Consider the following 26,417-nt stretch of genomic DNA (forward strand, 5'->3'; position numbering starts at 1 on the left):
AATGACTAAATCAGAACTTGAGTATAAAATTGCTGAATTGAAAATGGATTATATCCGAGTCCAAGGTGATATTGAAAAATTGGAGTCAACCGGACAAGGAATTTCTAAAGCCGAAGAACAACTCGTCCATATGGAACAACAACTAAAAGAACTAAATGACAAGCTGTCAAAACTAGCTTAACCCTTTCTTCTATTTTAAAATAATTTTGACTTTTTTGAAATACATAAGGGTAAATTATCCAATATCCATAGAATCTAAGAAAAAAGTTGTATACAATATTCTGTAGATAGAAACAGAAAGGAATTGTGGGATGTTTATGGATATTTATAAAGAGCTATTAGCGCGATTTGGTAAAGAAAAGGTTTCAATCAATGAAACGATTTTAGAACATCATAGTAAGGATGAATCTTACTTTAATCCCGTTCTTCCCGATATTGTCTTTTTCCCGACCTCAAAGAAAGACGTACAAAACTTGCTTATTTATGCTAATGAAAAGAAAATACCGGTCGTTCCGTTTGGTGTTGGATCAAGTCTTGAAGGACACGCCATTCCTATTCATAAGGGGATTTCCGTCGACTTCTCTCAAATGAATCGCATCATCGAGTTACGAGCAGAAGATTTAATTGTGAAAGTGCAACCTGGCATTACCCGATTGCAATTAAATCAAGAACTAAAGAAGCATGGGCTATTTTTTCCGGTTGATCCTGGGGCTGATGCTACCATTGGTGGAATGACAGCGACAAATGCAAGTGGAACGCAAGCTGTCCGCTACGGGGTTATGAAGGATCAAATTTTAGACTTAGAAGTCGTTCTAGCGGATGGACGTATTTTACATACAGGTAGTCTCGCGAAAAAATCATCCTCCGGCTACCATTTAAATAGTTTATTTGCAGGTTCGGAGGGGACACTTGGGCTTTTCACTGAAATCACATTAAAGTTACATGGGATTCCAGAGTCAATTATGGCGGCTCGCGCTTGCTTTTCTTCTGTAAAGCAATGTGTAGAAGCGGCTGTATCGGTTTTAAGAGCAGGAATTCCAATTGCTCGTATGGAACTCGTTGATGCTCGTTCTATCGCTCAAGTGAATCATTATAGTGACACCAACTTTAGAGAAACACCTTCCTTGTTCCTTGAATTTCACGGCAATGAAGCAGGCAATCACGCAGACGCTGAATTTGTGCAAGCGCTGTGTGAAGAGCAAGATTGCGAAGAATTTATTTTTGAAAAAGATAGTTTAAAAAGAACACAGCTGTGGAAAGCACGACATGATCTTTCTTATGCATTCCGACATAGTGACCCGAAAATGAAAACAATCGGAACAGATGTATGCGTACCGATTTCTAAACTGCCAGAAATGGTGGAATACGCTCGAACTCGCATTAACGATCATGGATTGGATGGAGCGGTCCTTGGGCATATCGGCGATGGCAATTTCCATACGCTTACGTTATTTAACCCAGAAATAGAGGAACAAGTCACGAAAACTCATTTGTTAAATGAGGAAATTGTTGAGTTTGCCCTTTCTCTTGGTGGAAGCTGCACGGGTGAGCATGGCGTCGGCATCGGAAAAATGAAATACCAGCAGCAAGAACATGGTGAAGCCTTATCGATTATGGCTGGCATCAAAAATATGCTCGACCCGAACCATATCTTAAATCCTGGGAAACTACTTCCTATGAAAACAAACAATTAATTTGAAAGGGGCTGCTTCCTATAGAGCTAGCCCCTTTCAAATTAATAATATCTCCAAGATTTTTCGTATACTTCTATTAAGTTCGGACGAATTAATGTATTAGGTTCTATTTGCTTAACCTTTCCATCCTTATCTTCTATTTGTGCATCTTCATCTTTTCCAAACTGACTCAATGCTGGTAGTAAATCTGTTGTTAAATAGCGGGTGTCACTTTCAATCTCCAGCTTTTTTAAATCAATCGACTGTCGAGAAGCAAGCACAAACCCCCAGCCACCAAAGCTTGAGATATCTACATGTAGATTTTCCGTTTGTAATCCGGTAGCAGCTATCGTTCGGTCAATTGTCCAGTACACTTCCGGAGCAAATACCGGGCTAGTAGCCTGCACCATCATCGCGCCATCAGGCGACAAATGATTACGCAACAAAGAATAAAACTCCATCGTATACAACTTATTTAACGCTTCATTGTTTGGATCTGGTAAATCGACAATTATCACATCATAAAAGCCGTTTGCTTGCTCCATAAATCGGAACGCATCTTGATGAACGATGGACATTTTTTCATTCTCCAGTGAACCTTCATTCAAATCGACTAAAAAATGATTCGTCGTAGCCAACTTCACGACTTGTGGATCGAGATCAACGAGCGTAATCTCTGACACTTCTTTATACTTTAGTAGCTCCCTAACCGCTAGACCATCCCCACCGCCAAGAACTAAAACTCGCTTCTTTTGTTGAGAAGCTGCCATTGTAGGGTGAATCAGTGTTTCATGATAGCGATGCTCATCCGCCGAGCTAAATTGGAGCTGCCCATCTAAATATAGCCTCGTGTCTCCTTCCTCTCTCGTTAACACAATTTGCTGATACGTTGTTTGCTCTGAATAAATAATAGGATCTTTATATAATTTCTGCTCAAAATGAAACGCCGCTTCTTCTCCAAATAATATACCCGCCACAATGACGATGAGAAATACGATACCTGCTCCAAGATGCAAGCGATACTTCATCAATTCATGGCGAAACTTAACAGCGATCCAAAGCGCCATCATAATATTAATAGCGGCTACAATAAAAGCTGTTTTCACCAGTCCAAAGTAAGGTCGAAGGAGGAATAAAAACAATAGTCCACCAATCAACCCGCCAGCATAATCAGAAAACAATACCTTTGCCGTACTTTTATGTAGAGCCACGCCAATCTCATTCGCCTTACGAATTAATACGGGCAACTCTACCCCTGTCAATGTCCCGACAATGAGGGTAACTCCATAAAGAAAGAGCGCATCCGTTCCCTCCGGTAAATAAGCCGTTACGCCAAACAGCAAAAAAGCAGAAAAGCCACCGATCAATCCAATGCTATATTCAATCCAAATGAATGATAAGACGAGCCTTTTAGTAATCCGCTCACTAATAAAAGCACCTATTCCCATACCGGTTAAAAAAAGCGAGATCGTCAGGGTATACTGTTTAACTCCATCTCCTAAAATGTACGAGCCGAGAGCCCCAAATAACACTTCAAAAATAATGCCGCAAATCGATACAATTCCAGAAGCCCAATAAATACTGTTGCTCTGGTTCAATCGTTGTTCATCAACCATTTCTTTCACCTTTTCATTGCCTCTTGTTGTCATTAACTAATCGAAGCACCAACGACGCAAGCTACGCCAATTGACACACTGAAGGAGATCAATCCCACAGCAATATTACGTTCCTTCAGCTGTTCTTCTACAGAAAAGCCTCGCGTAAACAAATCGAATAGTATATACGCGACCATTTGCAAAACAACCCCATACGCTCCCCAAATAACGGTTTCCATAATCGTGTCATTATGAAAAATGGAGAACATTAAAATGATACAAATCCCCACAATTTTTCCACCGATCGACAGAGCTACAGCAGCATTTCCTTCTCGAATCTCTTCCCAATCTTTATATTTTCTCGTCAGCATTTCAAACAGAACTAAGCCCACAACGACCACAGCAATGGCAATGGCAAAGTAAAGAAATGTTAATAAAAACGGATTCATTGTTCTTCCCCTTTACTAAATAGTATCATTATTTCCCTTCTCCAGGACCGCCACCTCGAAAAGTTGCGCCACGTCCAGATGAGCCAGAACCCCAGCTTCCATAATAACCAGCACCCGATGAGCCATAACTCTCATAACAGTCTTCGTTCCTATTCGGACCACAGCGATTGCGTTGCTTGTTATCCCAATTCTTCCCGAACATATCCGTCAGCACATGACCGATGAGCATTCCTTGAAAAAATCCTGGTCGGTAATAATCTCTAACAAACCCTTCTGTAGCAACTTCGATCAAACTATTGGCATCATTATTAGGGTCTTTCGTTAAAATGATTAAATGATTGTCATAAATAAGAACTTGTTTATCATTTACGTATTCTCCTATCTCCTCTGGCTGTTCCACTCCAATCAGCTCTTCCGCCACTTCTGGCACAGACTGATTCTCAGCTTGATAAATATAAGAATTATCATTTTCAGAAGACGGACTTTGAACGACATCAATTAGTGGATACTGCTCAGAAATATACTCTTCCACATTGCTATTCCCACAACCGGAAAGTACACCGATCAGAGCAGCGAATAAAACAGTGAGTAAAAACATTCGCTTCTTCATGAGAAACACTCCAATAAAAACGGGAAAGAAATTATTCTTTCCCTAATTTTTTCTTTAAAGCAGCTAATTCATCGTCAACGGCACTATTAGATTTTAACGCCTTTAGCTCATCATCGAGACTTCGTGAAGAAGAACGCAAATCTTCAGACGTCTCCGCTTCCGCTTCATATTGCATCACTTTTTCTTCCATACGCTCAAATCCACGGCGCGATTCATCACTACCGATAGAAGACATCGTCCGATTCATTTTTGTTCTTGTTTTCGCTGATTCTGCCCGTGCTTTTAGCGTATCCTTCTTCACTTTCATTTCTTGATATTCCTGCTTCATCTCATCTAGCTTCTCTCTTAATACCTTGGCATCACTGGACGCTTGCTCATAGGCTGTACGCATTGATTCTGCTTGACCTTCATGAACTTTTTTATCTTCTAGAGCCCGACGAGCAAGATCTTCATTTCCTGCTTCTAATGCCTCAATCGCTTGCTGCTGGCGCTTTTCAGCCATTTGCGAAGCATCATCAAATTTCTTCTTTAACATTTTCTCATTAGCAATTTGCTTAGCGACAGCTGTTTCTGCTTCACGAATATCCGCTTCCATTTCACGCATAAACTGATCAAGCATCTTTACTGGATCTTCCGCTTTATCAAGTGCAGCATTTAATTCAGAACCTACATACGTTTTCACTCGTTTAAAAAATTGAAACATGCTTGCTCCTCCTTAGCTTCCTGCTAAAATTTTGACTTCATATTCTTCAATAGCATAACCATAGCTTACTTCAACTTCACTGCCCCATATCTCAACAGACAAGAAATGTTCCTCAGAAGCATCTTCAAAATCATAATATTTCACTTCTTTGCCATGAACATTTTGACTTCTGCCTTCACCCTTCACGTAAGCCTGCCCATTCTCTTCTAACCTATACTGCCGACCATCATAAGTCACTTCTTTCGGGATTGGTACTTCTAACGGTAGCTGCACTGTTTCATATATGCCAAGCTCTAGTTCATCGTCAAGCTCCACACTTAACCAAACCGCTTTTCTGTCCCCTTGTAATTGATAAGCATCCCATGTATAGCCGTGATCATCGTAATGCAATTTGCCAACCACCTGAAAATCCTGCAAATTATACGTAACAATGTCACCAACTTGCAAGTTCAACACGGTCCGTTTTTCTACCTTTGCCTCTACTTTTCCTCTGTTAAATAACCGGTCAAATAACCCCAGATCGATCACCTTACCTTTCCTCAATGAATGCTCTCTCCAAGTATCTGGAAACTAACTGACTTAATCAGCTCACCTTTGATATACGGAGGATCACAAAAAAGGTTTCATATTTTGGAAAATTGATATAGATTATAAAATGGAGCCCATTGCTGTAACCCTTCCTGCTGTTTTTTTCACGTGAGCACATTGTTTCAATGCTAAATACAACAACATACATTGTTCAAATGATTGAACGTTTATACATAAAATTTCACTCAATTGATTGAGTCGATACATTAATGTATTGCGATGGATATATAACTTCCTAGCTGCCTTGCTTACATTTAAATCTTGCTCACAGTACAAAAGAAACGTTTTGATAAGAACCTGAGCGTTCGAATGAGCTAATAATTTTTTTATATATTCATGTAAAGTATCAGAAAATAATGGATTAATTTCCTTAACAAGTGTATCCAATAATATTTTCCAATCATCAAAAGCATATACCGATTCTTCAGCCTTCTTTTCTTTCCCCATTACTAATGCATTTAATGCTTGTTGATAAGATTGACTGACTCCCGCAAAACCTTTATAAATATTTCCATAAGAAATTGATACTTTGCCCGCAATATTATTATTATTATTAAAATGCTTTAATTTTTTGACCGCACGCTCACATCTTTCTTTAATTTTGTAAGAATCAAATGTACTCATAAATTTAATAATCATCCATTGATCTTGGTTAATCGGACAAATGATATCTTCCGCATGATCTTTAAATAAATGGCTAACCATTTGAAATAAATCATACTGAGAAAAAGTAACTGTTTGCTTATTTTTTTGTGCTTCAAAAAAGGGAATATCTATCAATATACAAAGCCGAGAAAGATCAAAATGAAACCCTAACATTTCACTATAATTAACCAAAACTTCTTCCCTTTGTTGATCCCATTCTTTGTAATGAATTAAATGTTGAACAAATACTTCTGTTGTTTTCATCTCTAGAAAAAATGATTCTGCACGAAAAGCTTCCTGCAGTAACATCTCTACATGATTTCGTACAAATTGCACATATTTCTCAATCTTTTCTGGATCACCAATAATCCCTAAAACTCCAATGATCTGCTGTTGAAAACAAATAGGTGTTGCAATACCTGGTAGTACATTCTTTCTATGAATTACTTTTTCTGGAGTAAAAACAATAGACTTTCCAGCTTGAATTACTTCTTTTGTGACAACATGATGAGAACCAATACGCTTGATGTCATTGCAACCAATGATGGTTCCTTTCTTATCCGTAATACTCATAGGAACTTCTAACACTGAAGAAGTCCGTTCTACAATCGATTGGGCAATTTGCTCAAGAAACTTCATGTATCCACCTCAATCTACAATTAAATTTTTCCTCTTTTTTAATTTAATTGAATATTCTATATATTTTATCATATCAGAATTTTGTGCAGATCGCCCATTGTCTCATCCTCAATTCTCACTATAATTGTAATTACCTTGAAAGAGTTACACCCATCAATTACCTTTAGGAGGGGTTCATTTGCAACAAGCGGATATTATTATTGTTGGCGGAGGAGTCATGGGATCAAGTACAGCTTACTTCTTGAGGAAAAGTGGATTTGAAGGAAAAATTATTGTTTTTGAAAAAGACCCCGTTTATGAATACGCTTCTACCCCTCGAAGTGCTGGGGGTATCCGACAATTATTTACGACAGCTATTAATATCAAATTAAGCCGCTTCAGTCTACAACAATACAAGCAATTCCCAGATGAAATGGCGATAGACAATGAAAGAGCCGAAATTAATTTCCAACAAAGAGGGTATTTATTTCTAGCAACTAAAGAAATGCTCCCGGCAATTGAACAACAAAAAGAGTTACAACATCAATTAGGGGTTCCGTCTCAGCTACTATCCGCTTTGGAGTTACGTCGAATTATTCCTGAAATAGAGATTGAAGACCTTGCTGGAGGGCTTTACTGTGGAGAAGACGGCTATTTAGATCCATACTCTGTTATGCAAGGCTATCGAAAAAAGGCTCAACAGCTAGGAGCGGAGTATATTTCAAAAGAGGTCGATCTTATTTTAACTGAAAATGATCACGTCATAGGAGTTCGTTTGACAGATGGAAAAGAATATAGAGCAAATACTGTGATTAATTGTGCTGGTGCGTGGGGAGCTTATTTAAGCGAAAAGATTGGTCTTCCACTACCCGTTGTTCCATTAAAAAGACAAATTTTCCAATTTGATGTGGCAACCCCTTTAGCTAAACCTCTTCCATTAACAGTTGATCCTACAGGAGTTTACTTTCGCCATGAAGGTGAAAAAATCATTGCTGGATTTTCAGAAGATATAAAACCCGGAATCGATTTTACATGGAAACGATCTTACTTCGAAGAGCTATGGCCTGTACTCGCTCATCGTATTCCTAACTTTGAGACCATTAAATTGAAATCAGGATGGGCTGGATTATACGATTTTAATACAGTTGATCAAAATGCCATTATTGGCGAGCACCCCTTGATGAATGGCTATTACTTAGCACTTGGATTTAGCGGACATGGTATGCAGCAAGCCCCTGCTGTTGGTTTAGGCTTAGCTGAATTAATATATAAAGGCCAGTACGAAAACATCGACTTAACTCCATTGCGAGTGGAGAGATTCGCTGAAAACGATCTGATCTTAGAACAAGCTATCGTATAAAATACTACTCTTCAAAGGAGGTCTATTCTCTTGTTAATCATTAGTGAGAAAGATATGAATAATACCATATGTATTGGAGAAATGATAGACTCCATTGAACAAGCCTATCACCTCTATGAACAACAAGCATTTCAAATGAATACAAGAACTCACATATCATTAAATAGCGACACCTTTCTACTTATGCCTTGTGTAGCTAATCACTTTTTAGGAACTAAAATTGTAAGCGTTTTCCCTAATAATAATAACCTGCCTGTGACTCAAGGATTGATGTTACTTGCCGACGGAGAAACAGGCGAAGCAAAAGCCATGCTCAACGGGACACTTTTAACTAATTTAAGAACTGGGGCAATCGGAGGAGCGGCTATTCGCCATTTGGCTGCTCCATATACCCATAGTGTTGGACTGATAGGAACTGGTGTCCAAGGACTTTATCAATTGTTAGCTGCCTGTCATGAACGAGATATTCAAGATATTTACTTATATAATCGGACTCGTGAAAAAGCGGCTGTATTTTCAAAAGACTTAAAACAAAGAATTTCTCCCCATATTCGAATTCACACCGAGAACAAACTAGATAAAGTGGTGGAACGATCAGATATAATCATTACCGCCACCACATCAGAAACCCCTGTTTTACCCAACCGTTCGACGATCTATAACGGTAAATTGATCATCGGTATTGGATCTTTTCAACCTCACATGCGAGAACTTCCTGACGAATTATTTAAAGAGACCGCTTCTATCTTCATTGACACACAAGATGCCCACCTCGAATCTGGAGATATTATTGATCCTATTCAAAACCAATGGATTAATGAATCGCAAGTGAGGCCCTTCTCTCAAGTGATCACTGGGAAAATCAAACCAATGATTGATCCAGAGAAACCAACCATTTTCAAGTCCACAGGCAGTGCATTATTTGATGTCGTCACAGCTGAAACTATCTATTATAAAGCCATCCAAAAAGGTATTGGACAAAAGATCGCTCTTTAAATAAACCAATCTAAAATCCTAAAGGGGATGATGAAAAGTGAATAGCATTGTCATGATCGAATTCATTATTTATTGTGTACTTATGCTTGTTGTAGGCTATATATTTAGTCGTCGGGATTTGAAGCACTCTGATTTCCTACTAGGCGGAAAAAAACTACCAGGCTGGGCATTAGCTTTTTCTGAAAGAGCCACAGGTGAATCTGCTTGGCTACTATTAGGTTATACAGGATTCGTTTTTGCTACAGGATTGTCAGGAGTATGGGTAGCTGTCGGAATTTCTTCTGGCATCATCTGTTCATGGTTATTTCTAGCCAAACGTTTTATGAAAGAAGCCGAAGAGTACAAAGCGATCACATTGCCCGGCTACTTAGCTAAACGATTTGAAAGCCATTCCAAAATTATTCTTTGGATGTCTACGATCCTCATTGTCAGCTTTATGATGTTTTATTTTGGAGCTCAAATTGCCGGTGCAGGAAAAACATTATTTGCTGTTTTTAATATTAATACGACAGTCGGTGCTATTTTGAGTATTATTATCGTAATAACCCTTTCATACCTTGGTGGTTTCGTAGCCGTTGTCTGGACAGATATGATTCAAAGTATTATGATGCTGATCACATTAGTCGTTCTTCCCATTGTAGCCCTTTTTCACATTAATGCAGCAGACCTTTCAATCAGCCACGCCTTAGCTACATCAGGAACCTCTATGGATTCTTGGACAGGAGGAACGATTGGATTTGCTCTTGGTTTGTTGCTTTTCAATAACTTCTCTTGGTTCTTTGGTTTTTTAGGCGGGCAGCCACAACTTAGTGCTCGATTCATGGCATTAAAAAATGATAAAGAAGCAAAGACTGCTAGTATTGTAGCTATTGTCTGGACATTTTTAGCTTATGGCGGGGCATTTTTAATAGGGATTACAGCTCTCACTTTATATCAAGGACAAAATTTTGCAGATGTAGAAACTATTTTACCCTTTATGATTTTAGATTTACTACCACCTTGGATAGGAGGTCTCCTACTTGCTGGTATTTTAGCAGCTATCATCTCCACTGCGGACTCCCAACTTTTAGTCATTACTAGCTCTGTTAGCGAAGATATTGTCCACCATGCACTCGGCAAAAAATTAACTGAAAAACAGCTAGTGACCATTTCTCGAGTAACTATTATTACCGCAGGAATATTAGGCTTGGTTATTGCCTTAACTTCAAAGTCATTAGTATATATCGTAGTAGGTTGGGCATGGGCAGGTGTCGGATGTACGTTATCCCCAGCAATAATCTTAACCTTCTTTTGGAAACGCTATTCTGGCATCGGTGTGATCGCTACGATCATTGCCGGATTTGTAAGTACAGCCATTTGGATCTCTACCCCTCTTGAAGAAATCATGACATCACGAGTTACCACTTTTTTAATCGCGGCCTTTTTCGGTATAGTGTTTAGCCTTTTGTTTCCAGAGAAAAAATCCATCAAACAAGAGAACTCTATAAAAGACGACAGTGCTCCAACAGAAGTCATTTAAGATTCCACTGAAAATGCAAGTCTTAACCGATTAGGTAAGGCTTGCATCTTTTAATGTCTGTTCACAAACCTTTTAATACCCAAAAGTATAACAATCATTTTTTAGAACAAAATAAGCTTGAATTCTTTTTGGAGGTGCGAGGATGAAAGTACGCGAAATTATGTCTAGAAATGTAGCTTGCTGTACTAGTCAAGATTCAATGGAAGCCGCTGCAAGCAAAATGGAGTCTTTAAATGTTGGGGCTATTCCAGTCGTCAATAATGGACAAGTAGTTGGAATGGTAACCGACCGTGATTTAGTGATACGCGGATTAGCAAACCAGCAAGGTAACATGGTTTCAGACGTTATGTCTAATAATGTCGTCTCAGTTTCTCCAGATGCATCTTTAGAAGAAGCTGCTGCCCTTATGGCCCAGCACCAAATCCGTAGACTACCGGTCGTGGAAAACGGACAGATAGCTGGCATTGTGTCTCTCGGTGATTTATCAGTTAGAGAGCAAGCGAACGAAAGTGCTGGTTCTGCCTTAAGCAACATTTCCAAAAACTTTTAACGAAAAGAAGAGGACTGACCATCGCGTTAGTCTTCTTTATTATTAGCCGAAGCTCCTCGACAAAACTACTAACTAGTCAACAAAACTAGTGAAAGGAGTTTGCTATTTCGTATGGAATTTGTTACAAACGGAGAAAATACGGAGACAGTCTAGTTGTTAAACCATTATCTTTATGCGGAGGGATGAAGGATGGAACAGGCTTATTTCAGTTCAGAGGTCGCCAAAAGCTTAGCAGTCGGAGCTAGCACTTTACGGAAGTATTCACTAGCTTTAGAAGCCGCAGGTTACCATTTTGATAGGGGCATCAATAACTCCCGCGTGTTTTATCAAAAGGATATTATTACGATGCAACGTGTGTTTAAGGCTGTGCAAGAGCAAAATATGTCTATGGATGCAGCAGTAGAACTAGCTGTCAAACAGCAACAAGAAGTGGTTCCTGCACCAGTGAACGAAGAACCTATCGCACATAGCGAACCATTGTCAGCAAAAATTGCTCACCTTGAAGAACAACAGCAAACGTTAATTGACGTCAATAAACAATTAGTCAAAGAACTAGCTCAATACCAACGATGGATGCAGGAAAAGATCGAAAGCATGGAACATAAAAATATCGAAATTCGAGATCGTTTATTGTTAACTAGTATGCAAAATAAGCAAGTGAAACGAGACATACCTGTTTACCACCTTTCATCTTTCTTCTCCTTGTTTAAACGAAAAAAGAACGCAGCTTCTTTTAATTAATGATCTCTCATTACTTTCCAACTTGTTTTCAGAAGGATTTTGTTTAGTTTTGTCGAATACATTCCTCATCACTATTAAATGAGGGAGTTTATCAAATGAAGAAAGCCATTTTTTTTGATTTAGACGACACATTATTAAACGATCGCAAAAGTATTCAAACCGCTTTTGATGTTACTTGCCAAGAGTTAGCGGAAAAATACGACATCGAAGCGAAAACGATTGAAGAGCATGTGAGAGCAGCGGCTCGCGAACAATATGAAACCTATTCTTTTTTCCCAATCACTGTTCAAATTGGTATCAATCCATTTGAAGGTCTATGGGGGGATTTCGGTGATGTCCATCATTATCAATTTCGCCGAATGGGAGAGCAAATTAGCGATTACCAACTGAAATCATGGGAAAATGGCTTAAAGAAAGTAGGCATTGAAACGGCTGCTGCTTGGGCAAAAGAACGATTCCGTGAAGTTCGTCGTGAGTCTCCTTTTGTGTATGAAGAGACTTTCCAAGTACTGGATGAATTAAAAGAGAAAGGCTACCGTCTCTTACTTTTAACAAACGGTGCCCCATCGTTACAATTAGAAAAGCTAACAATGACTCCTGAACTTGTTCCTTATTTTGAGCACATTGTTATTTCTGGAAATGTTGGCTTTGGTAAGCCCGATCCTGTGATTTTTGAACATGCGTTAAGATTAATGGAGCTATCACCTCAAGAAGCATTAATGGTGGGCGACAATTTAAGCACTGATATTTTAGGAGCAACACGAGTGGAAATGGACTCTGTTTGGATTGACCATGGAGATGGCAAACAAGTAGATGGAGCTAAACCTACTTATACAGTTAATAGATTGCAAGAATTGTTGAATATCATTTAAACAGCAAAAAAGCGCTCTTCCTCTATGGAAGGCGCTTTTTTTGTTTACTCTACCGGTCCATCCCAGCTCATCATACCACCAAGTAAATTAGTTACTTGAAACCCTTTGCTAGATAGCCACTCACAAGCTAGAGAGCTGCGGTTGCCACTGCGACAAATCATCAAATACTCTTTGTTTGAATCGAACTCATTTATTCTAGTTAACACTTGACCTAATGGAATATTAATCGCTCCAGGAATTGTTCCGCCTGCAACTTCCCCTGCTTCTCTTACATCCACAACGACTAATTGTTTATTTTCTTGTAACATTTTTTGTGCTTCAGTTGGTAATACTTCAGAAAACATCCTTTCCGCCTCCTTTAATACCATACAGGGTATTTGTTTTGTATCTCCATCATAATATACCCCTAAAGGTATGTCAACTATTTAAATTTTTTACAATCTAAATATTCGACATGTTTCACGTGTAACATTTTGTCATAATTATGAAGGAACTTTTCACCTATTCTGTCCGTATAAGAAGATAACTACTTTTGAAAGAGTGATAAAACTTGGACAAGAAAAAGACAGACAAGAAAAAAGAACGCCAAGAAGTGGCAACCGAAGTCGGTGCCACGATATTAGATTTTGGTCTTTGGGAATTACTCATTTGGCCACTCCGAATGTTTGTTAAGATGATTCGTACGTTGATTCGCTCGATGACAGATGTCTGCTAACCACTTTAACTGTCTTTGATTGATTCACAGACAAAATCTCTGGATTCGTTAACACTTCAATGACAGCCGGTCGACCACTAGCCATGGCTCTGTCTAATGCCGGTAAAAAGTCTTCATTTTTCGCCACTTGTTCACCGTAACAACCAAACAGTTTAGCCATCTCGGCAAAATTGGCATTGGACAATTCAGTCGCAATGACTCGATCAGGAAAATGTTTTTCTTGATGCATCCGAATCGTGCCGTACATATTGTTATTGACAATAATAGCAATGATCGCAATATTGTAACGCACAGCCGTCTCGAGCTCCTGCATCGTCATCATAAACCCACCATCTCCTGAGAAAGAAACGACCGTTTGATGAGGCAAAGCCACCTTTGAACCAATCGCCGCCGGAAGCCCGTACCCCATCGCTCCAGAAATTGGTCCGATATACGTCGTTTCTTGCTCAAAGCGATAGTATCGCGATAACCACCCAAAAAAGTTTCCTGCATCACTCGTAATGACCGTATCCTTTGGTAACCGATGAATGACGTCATGCATCATTCCATCCATATCGACATACTCTGTCGCGTATTCTTTAGCAACAGAAGAAAACTTGACGTACTTCGCGTGTAATTCTTTGACCATTTGTTCTCTATCAGGATGATCGACTCTCTCTAATTGATTGAAGGCCGACAACAAAAACTGTTTAGCATCAGCTACTATGCCGATACTTGGAGGGTATACCTTTCCGATCTCATCAGCTGAAATATCAATGTGAATCAGTTCTGTTTGATCCCCAAGCAAGGAATAATCTTGAGTCGTCACTTGTGAAAAACGGGTTCCTAACGCTATGACCACATCCGCTTGTTTAATATATTGTAGCAAGTCAGGTGAAGAGCCAAACCCGAGCCAGCCAGCATAGCATGGATGACTATTCGGAAACGCATCAAAGCGTCGAAAAGCTGTTACAACGGGAATGTGTAACGCTTCCGCAAACTCCGTCAGTAATTGAGCCGATTTCGTCCTCGTTACTCCCCCTCCAGCAATTAGCACTGGCCGTTTGGCTGCTTTGATTTTTGATAATGCTTCTGCGACCGCTCTTTCATCTGGAAGAGGTACACTTTCTTTATAGATAGAACGCTCGATGTATTCGGTAGTATCTTCTAGCATATCATGTGGCAAAGAAACAACAACCGGCCCTGGTCTTCCCGATCTCGCGATATAAAAGGCACGATGAAGCAGTTCTGGAATCCGCTCCACCGTCTCAATTTCGACGGTCCATTTACATAGATGGCTGAAAAGTGCGGTAAACTCGACCTCTTGAAAAGCCTCCCTCCCTTTAAATGGTCGTTCCACTTGGCCAATTAATGCCACTACTGGTGTAGAATCTTGCATCGCTGTGTGCAAACCGATAGAGAGATTAGCCGCTCCTGGCCCTCTTGTTGCCATACAAACCCCGACCTTCCCAGATGCTTTCGCATACGCTTCAGCCATAAATGAGGCCCCTCCTTCATGGCGTGTAGAAATTAACTGAATCTCCTTATGCTCATAAAGGGCATCAATGACCCCTAAATAGCTTTCACCTGGCACACAAAAGGCTTTCGTTACTCCTTCCTTTTGTAGCACTTCAACAATCGCTTGCCCCCCTGATAAAATACCCATCTTTCATTCCCCTCTTTCTAAAAAACGATTATAAAAATATTGTTAATAATCAGTTAATCAACTTTAAACTTATGTTATAATTTGGCTAACTATTTTTCTTCTTTGTCTAGGCTTCTCTATGTTCTAAAACAGAAGGAGTGATTGAAATATATGAAGATCTTAGAACATATTGCTCAAGATATAGCTGAAAAAACGAGCGCTATTTTAAACTATCCGATTAGCATCACAGATAACGAAGGCTACATTATTGGCTCCACTGACAGAAATAGATTGGGAATCTTTCATCAACCTTCACTAGAAGTGATTCGCAAAAAAGGGTTGATTAATTGCAAAAATGAGATTGTTAAACAAATTCTTCCCGGCGTGTCCGTTCCGATTGTTTTTAACAATAAAACGATTGGTGTTCTCGGCATCGTAGGAGATCCACAAGAAGTTGAAAAATACGTTCATCTCGTCAAAAATCAAGTCGAAATGATGTGTCAAGAAGCCTTCAGAAAAGAAATGAAAGAATTAGAATCAAAAATGATTGAAGTCTTCATCCAACAATTGATTCATTATGATACAGATGAACAGCAAGAGCGCGTCACTCAATACGCCAAAACTCTTGGCTATAATCCAGATATCAATCGTTGCTGCGTATTAATTGATATTCATCAGCCCACTTCCAAACAGCCGATACGAAATACTCCCTACTCCTTCCCTTACTTTCAGCGAGATGTAATCGATTATATTCAATTAATCTTTCATGAATCTAAGGAGGATATTATCTCCTTTATCGGCATGGAGAAAGTAATCGTTGTGAAACCAGTAAAGACAAAAGAGGCTTATGCTGCCTTACGTTCTTCTTTACAACAAAAGCTTGATAAATTAACGAATTTCTTATCTATTAAATATGATTTATCCGCCTCTCTAGCCGTTGGAGATATCCAACAAGGAGTTAGTGGTATTTCTCATTCCTTTCGTCAAGCGGAAAAAGCGATGAATTTAGGTCGAAACAAAGCGTTGCAATCTGGGATTTATATTTATAATGAAAAAAACACTACATTTGAGTTGCTACCTAAAGAAATCACACCTGAACTTCAACAAACTTTACTTGCTTTAATACAGCCTTTAAGCGAACATGATCACTACGATATGCTGTCTTCCACTTTCATCAAATACTGCCAATACAATTTGAATTTAAGCGAGACAGCTAGAAAGCTATATGTTCATCGCAACACCATTATTTACAGGTTAGAAAAAATTACAGAACTGACTCAATTGAATACGAGTCAGTTTAACGATTGTATGCTGCTTCACCTTGCCATTTCTTGCTATGAGCATAGAAAAGATGAAGGTACATAGAACAGCCCTTGCTCTGTTTTGGCGAGGGCTGTTTTCTATTGTTAATAGTTATCAATTTGAGCTCTTTGAATTTTGCCACTGTAATCTACATAGACAGACTTCCATTCTGTGTATACATCCAAGGAGGCCACACCTGAATCACGATGTCCATTCCCTGTTCCTTTCGTTCCCCCGAACGGCAAGTGAATTTCCGCTCCCGTTGTGCCAGCATTAATGTACACAATTCCTGTATCTAAATCTCTCATTGCTTGGAAAGCTCGATTGACATTGGCAGTAAAGATCGAACTAGATAAACCGAATTCGACACTGTTATTCACTTCAATCGCTTCCTCTAAGCTTTTCACTGCAATAATGGAGGCCACTGGTCCAAAAATTTCTTCTTGAGCAATTCTCATATCCGATTGGACATCGGTAAATAATGTAGGAGCGTAGAAGTTTCCTTTATCAAGGTCATCCTTTGTAACCACTTCCCCGCCACAAAGTAATTTTGCCCCTTCTTTCTTGCCAATTTGGACATATTCATCAATTTTCTCAAGAGAAGAACGATTAATGACTGGACCAACATCAATGGATTCATCAAGGCCATCACCAAGCTTTAATGTCGCGATCTTCTCTAGCAATTTCTTTTCTAATTCTTCTTTCACCGCTTCATGAACAATAATCCGACTACAAGCTGTACATCGCTGTCCACTCGTTCCAAATGCACTCCAAACAATCCCATCAACCGCTAAATCTAAATCGGCATCTTCAAGAACGGTGACGGCATTTTTCCCGCCCATTTCAAGAGAAGTCCGCTTCAACATCCCACCAGCACGGGCATTAATCGTCTTCCCTACTTCATTAGAACCAGTGAAAGAGATAAGATCAATATCGGGATGATCGACCATCGCATTCCCTACGACACTACCAGACCCATGAACAAGATTAACCAGGCCTTTCGGGAGACCCGCTTCTTCATAGATTTTGACAAATTCGCCGGCTAATATCGGCGTTTCTGATGCTGGTTTCCAAACGACAGCATTACCAGACACGAGTGCCGGGAGTGACTTCCATGCCGCAATCGCAATCGGGAAATTCCACGGTGTAATCAGGCCAGCCACACCGACAGGAACGCGAATACTCATTGCAAACTTATTACGAAGCTCTGATGGAACGGTATCCCCAAATAAACGACGACCTTCTCCCGCCATGTAATAAGCCATATCAATCGCTTCCTGAACCTCGCCTCGCGCCTCAGCAATCACTTTGCCCATTTCCTTCGTCAAAATCTGCGCCAATTCTTCTTTCCGTTCTTTCAATAAAAAAGCGACTTTATACAATACATCTGCACGTTCAGGAGCAGGCACATTCCGCCATTCCTTTTGTGCCCGTTTCGCCGCCGCTACCGCTTGATTGACATCCACTTTCGTAGACTGAGCGACTTCACCAAGCACTTCCCCATTCACAGGATTCGTATTTTGTTTAAACTGCCCTGATTCCGATGCAATCCACTCACCATCAATAAAGTTGACATACTGCTTCACTTTCATTCCACTTTGAATATTTTCAGTCATCGTTTCGTTTTTCATATAAAAATCTCCCTTCCGTTATTGGAAATCATCCATTCAAGATTAGGGTCATCGTTTTCATACTTTAACTTTATCTGCTTTTCTTCTCATAAACCATGGATTTATTGCACAAAAATTCCGTCTATTTAAGTGGGGGAATCTGTTTATTTTTCACAAATCGAAGAATTACTGCTAAAAAAAGCATTATCCGATGCAGGAAGAATCAAAAAAGATTAAAATTTTTTAGCTAAACAAAGAAGGGAGCGCCTCAACTTACGAGACGCTCCCTTTTTACTATGATTAAAAAATGATTATTTTACAAGTCCATTTTGAAAGGCATAGATCACCGCTTGCGTTCGGTCTTGAACTTCAAGCTTCGATAAAATATTGCTGACGTGCGTCTTTACGGTTTTCAAAGAAATAAAGAGCTCATCCGCAATGTCCTGATTAGCTTTTCCTTGAGCAACTAGTAGAAGCACTTCCCGCTCCCGTTCTGTCAGTTCTTCATGGAGGGGTACTTTTTGCCCTTGGCGCATCCGCTTCATCATCTTCCCTGTCACTTCCGGCTCAAGCACAGGCTCCCCCTCATATGTTTTACGAATGGCCTCAGCAATAACGTTTGCTTTCGATGTCTTTAAAAGGTAGCTGATCGCACCTGCTTCTAACGCTGGGTATACTTTTTCATCGTCCAAAAAACTCGTAACAATAATGATTCTTGCTTCCGGCCATTGTTTGATGATTTGTTTCGTTGCTTCAATCCCATCTAACTTTGGCATGACAAGATCCATTAAAATAATATCCGGCTTAAACTGAAGTGCCTTTTCTACAGCAACCTCTCCGTTTTCCGCTTCCGCCACTACTTCTATATCAGGCTGAGCCATTAAATACGCTGATACACCGATACGAACCATTTCATGATCATCTACAAGAAGCACCTTGATCATCCATGACTCCCCTCCTCATTTTCTATTTGCTTAAGCGGGACTTTTACTTCTAGCTTTGTCCCTTTTGACGGCAGTGAAATAATTTTCAATGTTCCACCAATTTCAACTGCTCGTTCATGCATATTTTGCAAACCGTAAGAGCCTGCTTTACCTGTTTTAACGTCAAAACCGACACCGTCATCACTGATTCGTAAAATAACAAAATCATCGCGCCAAACGTTCAATACATCTAAACGGTTCGCTTTCGCATGACGCAATGTGTTTGAAATAGACTCTTGAATGATGCGAAACAAATGATCTTCCATCCCTCGATCCATATCAATTTCTTCTACCGTCCAATGAATAGAAAGAGGCACTTTTTGAGAGAGCTCCACTAACAGCTCATCAATACCTTCCTTAAGCGATTTCCCGTTTAGAGGAACAGGGCGTAAATGTAGAAGTAATGCTCTCATTTCTAATTGGGATTGCTGAATCATTTCTTCTACCATCGCCAGCTGCTTCGTCTCGATCGGATTATGAGATTCTCTATTCTCGTTCACCGCCGACATCATCATTGAAGCAGCGAATAACTGTTGAGAAACGGAGTCGTGTAGTTCACGCGCGAGACGTTGTCTTTCTTGAGAAACCATCTCTTCAATAAGACTTTCTTGGCTTTCCGTTTTCTCCAATACGAGTCGCCGAGCTGCCAGCTTTTGCTCTGCTATCGTCTGCTCTAATTGCTGAAATTTCTGTTCGATGCTCACAAATTCAGCTGTTAGCTTTGTTTTCTCACTATCCGCATCCTTACCCGTTATTAATAGATCAATCCGCTCCTCTAGATTTTTAAAAGCCGACCATTGTAACCAGCCATACAGCAAACTGAAGAAAAAAGCGCTACTAATAATAGCCACAACAAGAAAGACAGCAAAAGGAAAGTCAAATATTTTTTTCTCAATATACACTTCCCAATTCGGCTGCGGAAAGCTAACAACAAAAGCGGAAAGAAGAATCAGCGAGATGACCATGATGACGAAAAAAACTTGCCGAAATTGCTTGGCAAATATATTCATACCCGGTTCACCTCCAAGTCCCCAAACAGCGTAGATACAAGAATTACAACGACACTTTCTGCTCCTTCTTGCTCTACTTGACGTTGATCTTCATAGTAAAAAGTATCATTCCAAACCGAGGTTGGAAAACGTTGAAATAAACAAGCATTTCCGGCTAAAGCTGCATAGCGAATACGGATTGGTGTCTCATAAGGTACATCAATTTTCACTTTACCTATCGCCTGTCTAATTGAGATAACAGCTGTTCCTTTAGGTAATACCGTATTGCTTACATCAATATGAATGTCACCAAGTCCACCTTGAATATGAATATCTTTCCATTCGTAAGGTTGTTCTGGCGTAGATTGAACAGAAAATAAGCGACTTTTCATAAATGGATGATTCATCGATTGGCCGGATTCCATCTCTATAGACGGAATACTTTCAGAAGTGAGCGTGATTTCTGTCGGGTGTTTTTTCGATTGGATGACACGGTACAGCATATAAACGACTGCTGCAATCACCAGCATCCTTAAACTACTCATGTTTATGCCTAAAATAAACATTAAGAAGATTCCAAACCAAAACAATAGTCGACCAAACCAGTTTTTTCTCCACCTTCTACCAAAGTAGAGCATCGCTATTCCGAAAAAGAGGGAAAAGACAATTTCTACATTAAAAAAGGTTGCCTCAATTAAAATCATTAGTAAAGCCGAAAGTAAAAATACAGTCAGCATATCTGTCCGTTTGAGTGACGACATACTTTTCCTCCTTTCTCGAAATACGAGAGTTTATTAAGTAAAACAAACCCGCCAATGCGAGTTTGTTTTACCTTCTTCAGTAATAAATCATAGCACATTTTGATCTAACTGTGCGTTCTTTTCTACTTGACGCGCTTGGCGTTCAAGTTCTGCTAAGCGAACATCCATCATAGACGTTTCATAGCGGCGATTCACCTTATGTTCTAAGTTATCTATATAAATCTCAAGTTCTTCAAAGCGGCCAAATGGGCGATTCACTTCATTCGTCTCATCTAATAGCTTGTTCATACTATGATTAGCTCTAGCCACATTTTCGCGACCCATCAATTCTAAACGACGAACATTCATATCTTTCAACTTATGCTTCATCTCTTCCGCCTTGCTCTCGAGAGTAATTAGCTGTTGTTGTACAAGATCAATCGATGCCTCTAAATGTGCTACACGGTCCTTGTACACTTCAGCTTCACGTTTGGCAAACGCCTCCAGCTCTACTTCACCAGCTTGTCCAGCAACAGTCGCTTGTTTACTTCTTCTTTCTTCTAAGTGACGAGCATTTCGAAGTTCGCGTTCAAGCTCCTGTTTCAATAATTGTTGACGTTCTAACAGCTTAACAACTTTCTCTGTTTCTTTTTGTGCCTCACGTAAGTATTGATTAAGCATAGCAATCGGATTCTTTTTCTCTTTCTCATCCACAAATTCAAACAATGTCGCTTCTACAGTTCTTCTTAATTTAGTAAAAATATTTGTCATTTCAGTCTCTCCTTCTTTATCAATTATTTCGTTAATTGCTTCCATTCTCTTTCAAAGTTAACAAATGGATCATTCTCTTCCTGAACTTTTACAGGCTCTGCGCCATCTTCATTCCACTTTTTGTAAACTAGGTACAGAACAGCTAGGGCACCAATGCCTAGAAGAGCAGGAACATTCCCAACAGCCACAAAAAACGCTGTGATTCCAGCTAATCCCCAAAATCCTTTTATCAATTTAGAAGACGGCTTCTGAAACTGCATCCATGCAACATACATAATTCCCGCACAGATCGCTAGGGCAATGACAGGTCCTAGACTGGCACCTGCGATGATGGCAGCTAGTCCACCTATACAAAACAACATCACCTTTTTCATTTACTATTTCCTCTCCTTTCATGATCTTGTTTATATCTTACCGTCGATTCATCCTTTTCATAACGAGCCGGGGATGGAACTTTCACTCAGACTTGAGACCGAGAAAAGCTTATGGACTGGAATGATCCACGTCTATAAATAAAAAAACCCCTATCAATGTAGAGGATTAATGCTTGATTCATTCCGTTTTTGAAGTGACTTGTCTCTCTGTCCATCAGTTGCTAAATACCTACCGCTCCCCAAAAAGCAATGACGATCCAAAATACTTTCTTTACGTTAGAAGACGGCTTCTGAAATTGTTCCCAGGCAATATAAATGATAATGGCTGACACGATTAAACTAAGTAACGTTCCAAGATTCGAGATGACCATTAATAATGCTACTCCGACAACGTGAAAAAACATTGCGTTATTCATTGCTTTCTCTCTCCTCTTTTGATCATAATCTATTTATTACGTTACTCTGATAAAGTCGTTACCATAACAATCCATAGATGTAATTTCCACTCAGACTTAAGACTGAGTGGGTATCAAATCCACTCAATCAGTCAGCACACCACCCATGTGATCTCCACAAAAAAAGTGCCCCAAAACGGGACACTTTCTACTATTTTCTATGCATTTTAAACTCTAAAAACAATTCATTGTAGTATGCCAGCATATGTGGACCAAGGTTTTCATACACTTCAAGTCTTTCGGTTAATTCAGCTGAAGGATAAAAACGCTGGTCATTGACGACGTCTTCGGGCATATGCTCAAGCGCCTTTTTATTTGGTGTGGAGTAGCCAACATAATCGGCATTTTGTGCAGCCACTTTCGGGTCGAGCATGAAGTTAATAAATTGATGAGCCGCTTCGACATTTTTCGATGTTTTCGGAATGACCATGTTATCAAACCAAAGATTCGACCCTTCTTCTGGTACAACGTATTCTAAACTATCATTTTCAGACATAACATCCGCAGCTGTACCAGACCAAACGACCCCTATCTTCGCTTCATTATTGATCATCAATAATTGAACTTCATCTCCAACAATCGCTTTTACATTGGGGGTTAGGTCCTCTAACTTTTCCTTCGCTTCTATTAAACGCTCTTCATTCGTTTCATTTAGCGAATAGCCTAATGTATTTAAGCCCATACCGATAACCTCGCGAGCGCCATCTACTAAAAACACATCATTTTTATAGCTGTCATCCCATAAATCATTCCAAGCAGTAATTTTCTTTCCATCCATTAAATCTTTATTATAAACAATACCGACTGTTCCCCAGAAATAAGGAATAGAGTATTTATTCCCCTCATCAAATGCTAAGTCCATAAAACGCGGATCGATATTTTTTAAATTAGGCAATTGACTGTGATCCACCGGGATAAGTAGATCATTTTTTTTCATTTTATCAATGGCATACTCAGATGGAACGGCGATGTCGTAAGCTGTTCCACCTTGTTCAATTTTCGTCATCATCGCTTCATTCGAATCAAACGTTTCATAGACAACTTTAATACCGGTTTCTTTTTCAAATTGCGTGATTAAATCAGGGTCAATATAATCCCCCCAGTTGTAGATGGTCAAAATATTTCCTGCTGTTTGCCCAGTAGAAGCATTCAGTTGAGAAACGATATACATTAGGAGAAAGGCAAGCGCAAAAACAACGAGTAGCCCCCGAAACAATTTATTCATTTTCGTGCCTCCCATCCAGTTGCTCGGTTGTTCTTTTTCGTAATAAAGTAGTAACCAATAACAAGAATCACCGTAAACAAGAATAATAATGTCGATAACGCATTAATATTTAAAGAAATTCCTTGGCGAGCAAGTGAATAAATTTCAACCGACAAGGTGCTAAATCCATTTCCTGTCACGAAAAATGTTACAGCAAAATCATCTAACGAATATGTTAACGCCAAAAAGAATCCTGCGAAAACTCCTGGTGAGATGTACGGCAAGATGACCTTCGAGAATACATCCCATTGACTAGCCCCTAAGTCACGAGCCGCATCAATTAACGACGTGCTCATCTCTTGTAACTTTGGCAGTACCATAATGACGACAATCGGAATTGAAAAGGCGATATGCGATAACAACACCGACATAAAGCCAAGTTTAATACCGAGCATCGTAAATAAAATTAAAAACGAAGCACCGATAATGACATCGGGACTAACGATTAACACATTATTAAATGAAAGTAACGTATTTTGAACGATCCGCTTTCTCATATACACGATCGCGATCGCACCGAGCACTCCGATAATCGTCGAAATAGCCGCCGATAAGAGAGCAATAATAATCGTATTTAACACAATAATCAACAAACGAGTATCTTGAAATAATTCCTTATACCAATCTAATGTAAAGCTTTCAAAATCATTCATCGTCCCACCGCTATTGAACGAGTAGAACATTAAATAGAAAATCGGTGCGTAAAGCACAGCAAACATAAAAATTAAATAAGCTTTTGACCAAGCGGTATTTTTTTTCATCTTACAGAGTCCCCCGCTTTCTCGTGCTAGTCATCAGCATGATAACCACCATCGTAATAATTAAGAATACAGCAATCGCTGACCCCATTCCCCAATCCTGCGTGACAAGGAAATGCTGCTCGATCGCCGTTCCAAGTGTAATCACGCGATTTCCAGCGATCAAACGAGTGATCATAAAGAGCGATAAGGCCGGAATAAATACAGCTTGTACTCCCGACTTCACTCCGTCTAGCGTCAACGGAAACACGACTTTACGAAACGTTGTCCAAGCGGAAGCTCCAAGATCACGTGAAGCATCTATTAATGTGGGGTTCATTTTATCTAACGCATTAAAAATCGGTAAAATCATAAACGGAATAAAAATATAAACAGACACAAAGATAAAGCTAAAGTCTGTAAACAAAATTTGTTGCGTACCAATACCAATCAACTCTAAGAAATTATTAGCTGCTCCATACGTACCGAAAATACCAATAAAAGCATACGCCTTTAACAGTAAATTAATCCACGAAGGTAAAATAATTAATAATAATAGCAATTGCTTATGCTTTGACTTCGTAATGATGTAAGCAGTTGGATAAGCAACGAGCAAACAAAAGGCCGTAATTAAAAAGGCATACCAGAAAGAACTCACGACCATTTTCAAATAAACTGGAGTGAAAAACTTCTCATAGTTTCCTAAAGTGAAGTTTCCATCTATATCAAAGAAAGAATAGTACACAACTAACAGAATCGGAGCAACGACAAACAAGACAATCCAAAGCATATATGGAAACAGATACAAACTACGCGTCTTATTTCTCATGGCTAACCTCTTCATAAGATTCTAGTCGTTTATCAAATTCTTCTTCTGTTTCTCCAAGGCGCATAACATGAATCGCTTCCGGATCAAAATCCAAGCCAATCTCATCACCCACTGTTGCTTTCTTCGTTGAATGAACTAACCATTCATTTTGTTCATCATCATAGCAAAGCATTTCATAATGAACGCCACGGAAAAGCTGTGATACAACTCTCGCTTGAATCTTTCCTTGCTCCCAAGTAGTAATTTCTAAATCCTCTGGTCGAATCACAATTTCGATAGGTTCATTGGCATTTAACCCCTGATCAACACATTCAAACGTCTTTCCGGCAAATTCCACTTCAAAATCCCTAATCATTTTTCCTGACACAATGTTAGACTCCCCAATAAAATCAGCTACAAATCGGTTAATCGGCTCATCGTAAATATCTGTTGGCGTCCCACTCTGCTGAATTTTCCCTTCATTTAACACGAAGATCTCATCCGACATCGCTAATGCTTCCTCTTGATCATGCGTCACAAAAATAAATGTAATCCCAAGTCGCTGCTGTAAATCACGCAGCTCATATTGCATTTCCGTACGTAATTTTAAATCTAGAGCCGACAACGGTTCGTCTAGCAAAATCACTTCCGGCTCGTTGACAATTGCTCGGGCAATCGCTACACGCTGACGTTGTCCCCCTGACATTTCCGTAATTTCACGGTTCTCATAGCCAGCTAAGTTCACGAAACGCAACGCCTCTTTTACCTTTCGATCAATATCGGCTTTACTCATTTTTTTAATGCGTAAGCCAAAAGCAACATTTTCATACACATTTAAATGAGGGAACAACGCATAGTCTTGAAACACGGTATTCACTTGGCGTTTGTTCGCTGGGACATGGTTAATCCGGTTTCCGTTAAAGAAAATATCGCCTTCAGACGCCTCAGCAAAACCAGCAATTAAGCGTAAAATCGTTGTCTTTCCACATCCAGATGGACCGAGAAGCGTATAGAACTTTCCTCTCTCAACCTCAAAGCTGACATTATCTAAAACAACCGTATCGTTGTCATATTGCTTTGTCACTTGATCAAAGCGAATAATTACATTTTCATTCATGATGTACCT

At 39.5% G+C, this 26,417-nt stretch carries 29 protein-coding genes; 10 read left to right on the forward strand and 19 right to left on the reverse strand.

The features are described from left to right. Window position 1: 1 nt before the first annotated feature. On the forward strand, window positions 2-181 hold the full coding sequence (locus CEF22_RS16670; protein WP_094836712.1) for an SE1832 family protein: 180 nt from the start codon (window positions 2-4) through the stop codon (window positions 179-181). Between the two features lie 136 nt (window positions 182-317). Then, window positions 318-1,694, forward strand: coding sequence for an FAD-binding oxidoreductase (locus CEF22_RS16675; RefSeq protein ID WP_100404054.1), 1,377 nt, complete (start codon window positions 318-320; stop codon window positions 1,692-1,694). Window positions 1,695-1,735: 41 nt separating this feature from the next. Here the strand turns inward: CEF22_RS16675 and CEF22_RS16680 are convergent, their stop codons facing one another. The 6 genes from CEF22_RS16680 to CEF22_RS16705 form a co-directional block, all read right to left on the reverse strand. Beyond that, window positions 1,736-3,289: a polyamine aminopropyltransferase gene (locus CEF22_RS16680; RefSeq protein ID WP_100404055.1), complete on the reverse strand. Its 1,554-nt coding sequence runs from the start codon at window positions 3,287-3,289 to the stop codon at window positions 1,736-1,738. Between the two features lie 32 nt (window positions 3,290-3,321). Next, complete coding sequence (locus CEF22_RS16685) at window positions 3,322-3,717, reverse strand: DUF350 domain-containing protein (protein WP_100403740.1); 396 nt, start codon at window positions 3,715-3,717, stop codon at window positions 3,322-3,324. A gap of 28 nt (window positions 3,718-3,745) precedes the next feature. Then, window positions 3,746-4,327, reverse strand: coding sequence for a DUF4247 domain-containing protein (locus CEF22_RS16690; RefSeq protein WP_100403741.1), 582 nt, complete (start codon window positions 4,325-4,327; stop codon window positions 3,746-3,748). Window positions 4,328-4,358: 31 nt separating this feature from the next. Continuing rightward, window positions 4,359-5,030, reverse strand: a complete 672-nt coding sequence (locus CEF22_RS16695; protein WP_100403742.1) for a PspA/IM30 family protein — start codon at window positions 5,028-5,030, stop codon at window positions 4,359-4,361. A 12-nt stretch (window positions 5,031-5,042) separates the two neighbouring features. After that, window positions 5,043-5,573 (reverse strand): DUF4178 domain-containing protein, encoded by a 531-nt coding sequence (locus CEF22_RS16700; RefSeq protein ID WP_332849178.1) that lies wholly within the window; start codon window positions 5,571-5,573, stop codon window positions 5,043-5,045. 105 nt (window positions 5,574-5,678) lie between these two features. Beyond that, a complete protein-coding gene (locus CEF22_RS16705) occupies window positions 5,679-6,902 on the reverse strand; it encodes a CdaR family transcriptional regulator (protein WP_100403743.1) in 1,224 nt (407 codons plus the stop codon). 178 nt (window positions 6,903-7,080) lie between these two features. On the opposite strand from CEF22_RS16705, the gene CEF22_RS16710 reads away from it, so the two are divergent. From CEF22_RS16710 to CEF22_RS16735, 6 genes are all read left to right on the forward strand, one after another. Continuing rightward, window positions 7,081-8,241, forward strand: a complete 1,161-nt coding sequence (locus tag CEF22_RS16710; protein WP_100403744.1) for an NAD(P)/FAD-dependent oxidoreductase — start codon at window positions 7,081-7,083, stop codon at window positions 8,239-8,241. Between the two features lie 30 nt (window positions 8,242-8,271). Then, window positions 8,272-9,237, forward strand: coding sequence for an ornithine cyclodeaminase family protein (locus tag CEF22_RS16715; protein ID WP_100403745.1), 966 nt, complete (start codon window positions 8,272-8,274; stop codon window positions 9,235-9,237). Window positions 9,238-9,274: 37 nt separating this feature from the next. After that, complete coding sequence (locus tag CEF22_RS16720) at window positions 9,275-10,756, forward strand: sodium/proline symporter (protein ID WP_100403746.1); 1,482 nt, start codon at window positions 9,275-9,277, stop codon at window positions 10,754-10,756. A gap of 142 nt (window positions 10,757-10,898) precedes the next feature. Next, a complete protein-coding gene (locus CEF22_RS16725) occupies window positions 10,899-11,306 on the forward strand; it encodes a CBS domain-containing protein (protein ID WP_100403747.1) in 408 nt (135 codons plus the stop codon). Window positions 11,307-11,495: 189 nt separating this feature from the next. Beyond that, window positions 11,496-12,047 (forward strand): helix-turn-helix domain-containing protein, encoded by a 552-nt coding sequence (locus CEF22_RS16730; RefSeq protein ID WP_100403748.1) that lies wholly within the window; start codon window positions 11,496-11,498, stop codon window positions 12,045-12,047. Window positions 12,048-12,142: 95 nt separating this feature from the next. Further along, complete coding sequence (locus tag CEF22_RS16735) at window positions 12,143-12,919, forward strand: HAD family hydrolase (protein WP_100403749.1); 777 nt, start codon at window positions 12,143-12,145, stop codon at window positions 12,917-12,919. Between the two features lie 44 nt (window positions 12,920-12,963). Here the strand turns inward: CEF22_RS16735 and CEF22_RS16740 are convergent, their stop codons facing one another. After that, entirely contained in the window at window positions 12,964-13,263 is a 300-nt protein-coding gene (locus CEF22_RS16740) for a rhodanese-like domain-containing protein (RefSeq protein WP_100403750.1), read from the reverse strand. A 206-nt stretch (window positions 13,264-13,469) separates the two neighbouring features. Here CEF22_RS16740 and CEF22_RS18625 point away from each other — a divergent pair, with 206 nt between their 5' ends. Then, window positions 13,470-13,634 (forward strand): hypothetical protein, encoded by a 165-nt coding sequence (locus CEF22_RS18625; RefSeq protein ID WP_157843261.1) that lies wholly within the window; start codon window positions 13,470-13,472, stop codon window positions 13,632-13,634. Here CEF22_RS18625 and CEF22_RS16745 read toward each other — a convergent pair. Next, window positions 13,588-15,279, reverse strand: coding sequence for a thiamine pyrophosphate-dependent enzyme (locus tag CEF22_RS16745; protein ID WP_100403751.1), 1,692 nt, complete (start codon window positions 15,277-15,279; stop codon window positions 13,588-13,590). The two genes, CEF22_RS18625 and CEF22_RS16745, sit on opposite strands and share 47 nt — an antisense overlap. 150 nt (window positions 15,280-15,429) lie before the next feature. Here CEF22_RS16745 and CEF22_RS16750 point away from each other — a divergent pair, with 150 nt between their 5' ends. After that, window positions 15,430-16,623, forward strand: a complete 1,194-nt coding sequence (locus tag CEF22_RS16750; RefSeq protein WP_100403752.1) for a CdaR family transcriptional regulator — start codon at window positions 15,430-15,432, stop codon at window positions 16,621-16,623. Window positions 16,624-16,664: 41 nt separating this feature from the next. On the opposite strand, the gene CEF22_RS16755 is transcribed toward CEF22_RS16750, so the two are convergent. The 11 genes from CEF22_RS16755 to CEF22_RS16805 form a co-directional block, all read right to left on the reverse strand. Next, the gene (locus CEF22_RS16755) at window positions 16,665-18,191 is read right to left on the reverse strand and encodes an aldehyde dehydrogenase family protein (RefSeq protein WP_442857378.1); all 1,527 of its coding nucleotides are present in this window, start codon (window positions 18,189-18,191) and stop codon (window positions 16,665-16,667) included. A gap of 290 nt (window positions 18,192-18,481) precedes the next feature. After that, window positions 18,482-19,114, reverse strand: a complete 633-nt coding sequence (locus tag CEF22_RS16760) for a response regulator transcription factor (protein ID WP_095479665.1) — start codon at window positions 19,112-19,114, stop codon at window positions 18,482-18,484. Beyond that, window positions 19,111-20,163, reverse strand: coding sequence for a sensor histidine kinase (locus CEF22_RS16765; RefSeq protein ID WP_100403753.1), 1,053 nt, complete (start codon window positions 20,161-20,163; stop codon window positions 19,111-19,113). Before CEF22_RS16765 ends, CEF22_RS16760 begins: the two co-directional genes overlap by 4 nt. Further along, window positions 20,160-20,903 (reverse strand): cell wall-active antibiotics response protein LiaF, encoded by a 744-nt coding sequence (gene liaF / locus CEF22_RS16770; protein WP_100403754.1) that lies wholly within the window; start codon window positions 20,901-20,903, stop codon window positions 20,160-20,162. Before liaF ends, CEF22_RS16765 begins: the two co-directional genes overlap by 4 nt. A gap of 87 nt (window positions 20,904-20,990) precedes the next feature. Further along, window positions 20,991-21,653, reverse strand: a complete 663-nt coding sequence (locus tag CEF22_RS16775) for a PspA/IM30 family protein (RefSeq protein WP_100404058.1) — start codon at window positions 21,651-21,653, stop codon at window positions 20,991-20,993. 23 nt (window positions 21,654-21,676) lie between these two features. Then, window positions 21,677-22,027 carry a lmo0954 family membrane protein gene (locus tag CEF22_RS16780; protein ID WP_100403755.1) on the reverse strand — a complete coding sequence of 117 codons (351 nt, stop codon included), beginning with the start codon at window positions 22,025-22,027 and terminating at the stop codon, window positions 21,677-21,679. Window positions 22,028-22,248: 221 nt separating this feature from the next. After that, window positions 22,249-22,443 carry a lmo0954 family membrane protein gene (locus CEF22_RS16785; protein WP_100403756.1) on the reverse strand — a complete coding sequence of 65 codons (195 nt, stop codon included), beginning with the start codon at window positions 22,441-22,443 and terminating at the stop codon, window positions 22,249-22,251. 190 nt (window positions 22,444-22,633) lie between these two features. After that, a complete protein-coding gene (locus tag CEF22_RS16790) occupies window positions 22,634-23,707 on the reverse strand; it encodes an ABC transporter substrate-binding protein (RefSeq protein WP_100403757.1) in 1,074 nt (357 codons plus the stop codon). Next, entirely contained in the window at window positions 23,704-24,507 is an 804-nt protein-coding gene (locus tag CEF22_RS16795) for an ABC transporter permease (protein ID WP_100403758.1), read from the reverse strand. Before CEF22_RS16795 ends, CEF22_RS16790 begins: the two co-directional genes overlap by 4 nt. A gap of 1 nt (window position 24,508) precedes the next feature. Beyond that, a complete protein-coding gene (locus CEF22_RS16800) occupies window positions 24,509-25,312 on the reverse strand; it encodes an ABC transporter permease (protein ID WP_100403759.1) in 804 nt (267 codons plus the stop codon). Beyond that, a complete protein-coding gene (locus tag CEF22_RS16805) occupies window positions 25,302-26,408 on the reverse strand; it encodes an ABC transporter ATP-binding protein (RefSeq protein WP_100403760.1) in 1,107 nt (368 codons plus the stop codon). The genes CEF22_RS16800 and CEF22_RS16805 overlap by 11 nt, the downstream gene beginning before the upstream one ends. Window positions 26,409-26,417: the final 9 nt, after the last annotated feature.

It is taken from the genome of Bacillus sp. FJAT-42315, from assembly GCF_002797375.1.
Taxonomy (GTDB): Bacteria; Bacillota; Bacilli; order Bacillales; family Domibacillaceae; genus Bacillus_CE.

What these genes read in the sequence shown, in the direction of transcription:
- CEF22_RS16670 (WP_094836712.1), top strand. Translation starts at nt 2, where the DNA reads ATGACTAAATCAGAACTTGAGTATAAAATTGCTGAATTGAAAATGGAT.
- CEF22_RS16675 (WP_100404054.1), top strand. Translation starts at nt 318, where the DNA reads ATGGATATTTATAAAGAGCTATTAGCGCGATTTGGTAAAGAAAAGGTT.
- CEF22_RS16680 (WP_100404055.1), bottom strand. Translation starts at nt 3,289, where the DNA reads ATGGTTGATGAACAACGATTGAACCAGAGCAACAGTATTTATTGGGCT.
- CEF22_RS16685 (WP_100403740.1), bottom strand. Translation starts at nt 3,717, where the DNA reads ATGAATCCGTTTTTATTAACATTTCTTTACTTTGCCATTGCCATTGCT.
- CEF22_RS16690 (WP_100403741.1), bottom strand. Translation starts at nt 4,327, where the DNA reads ATGAAGAAGCGAATGTTTTTACTCACTGTTTTATTCGCTGCTCTGATC.
- CEF22_RS16695 (WP_100403742.1), bottom strand. Translation starts at nt 5,030, where the DNA reads ATGTTTCAATTTTTTAAACGAGTGAAAACGTATGTAGGTTCTGAATTA.
- CEF22_RS16705 (WP_100403743.1), bottom strand. Translation starts at nt 6,902, where the DNA reads ATGAAGTTTCTTGAGCAAATTGCCCAATCGATTGTAGAACGGACTTCT.
- CEF22_RS16725 (WP_100403747.1), top strand. Translation starts at nt 10,899, where the DNA reads ATGAAAGTACGCGAAATTATGTCTAGAAATGTAGCTTGCTGTACTAGT.
- CEF22_RS16730 (WP_100403748.1), top strand. Translation starts at nt 11,496, where the DNA reads ATGGAACAGGCTTATTTCAGTTCAGAGGTCGCCAAAAGCTTAGCAGTC.
- CEF22_RS16735 (WP_100403749.1), top strand. Translation starts at nt 12,143, where the DNA reads ATGAAGAAAGCCATTTTTTTTGATTTAGACGACACATTATTAAACGAT.
- CEF22_RS16740 (WP_100403750.1), bottom strand. Translation starts at nt 13,263, where the DNA reads ATGTTTTCTGAAGTATTACCAACTGAAGCACAAAAAATGTTACAAGAA.
- CEF22_RS16745 (WP_100403751.1), bottom strand. Translation starts at nt 15,279, where the DNA reads ATGGGTATTTTATCAGGGGGGCAAGCGATTGTTGAAGTGCTACAAAAG.
- CEF22_RS16750 (WP_100403752.1), top strand. Translation starts at nt 15,430, where the DNA reads ATGAAGATCTTAGAACATATTGCTCAAGATATAGCTGAAAAAACGAGC.
- CEF22_RS16755 (WP_442857378.1), bottom strand. Translation starts at nt 18,191, where the DNA reads ATGAAAAACGAAACGATGACTGAAAATATTCAAAGTGGAATGAAAGTG.
- CEF22_RS16760 (WP_095479665.1), bottom strand. Translation starts at nt 19,114, where the DNA reads ATGATCAAGGTGCTTCTTGTAGATGATCATGAAATGGTTCGTATCGGT.
- CEF22_RS16765 (WP_100403753.1), bottom strand. Translation starts at nt 20,163, where the DNA reads ATGAATATATTTGCCAAGCAATTTCGGCAAGTTTTTTTCGTCATCATG.
- liaF (WP_100403754.1), bottom strand. Translation starts at nt 20,903, where the DNA reads ATGTCGTCACTCAAACGGACAGATATGCTGACTGTATTTTTACTTTCG.
- CEF22_RS16775 (WP_100404058.1), bottom strand. Translation starts at nt 21,653, where the DNA reads ATGACAAATATTTTTACTAAATTAAGAAGAACTGTAGAAGCGACATTG.
- CEF22_RS16780 (WP_100403755.1), bottom strand. Translation starts at nt 22,027, where the DNA reads ATGAAAAAGGTGATGTTGTTTTGTATAGGTGGACTAGCTGCCATCATC.
- CEF22_RS16785 (WP_100403756.1), bottom strand. Translation starts at nt 22,443, where the DNA reads ATGAATAACGCAATGTTTTTTCACGTTGTCGGAGTAGCATTATTAATG.
- CEF22_RS16790 (WP_100403757.1), bottom strand. Translation starts at nt 23,707, where the DNA reads ATGAATAAATTGTTTCGGGGGCTACTCGTTGTTTTTGCGCTTGCCTTT.
- CEF22_RS16795 (WP_100403758.1), bottom strand. Translation starts at nt 24,507, where the DNA reads ATGAAAAAAAATACCGCTTGGTCAAAAGCTTATTTAATTTTTATGTTT.
- CEF22_RS16800 (WP_100403759.1), bottom strand. Translation starts at nt 25,312, where the DNA reads ATGAGAAATAAGACGCGTAGTTTGTATCTGTTTCCATATATGCTTTGG.
- CEF22_RS16805 (WP_100403760.1), bottom strand. Translation starts at nt 26,408, where the DNA reads ATGAATGAAAATGTAATTATTCGCTTTGATCAAGTGACAAAGCAATAT.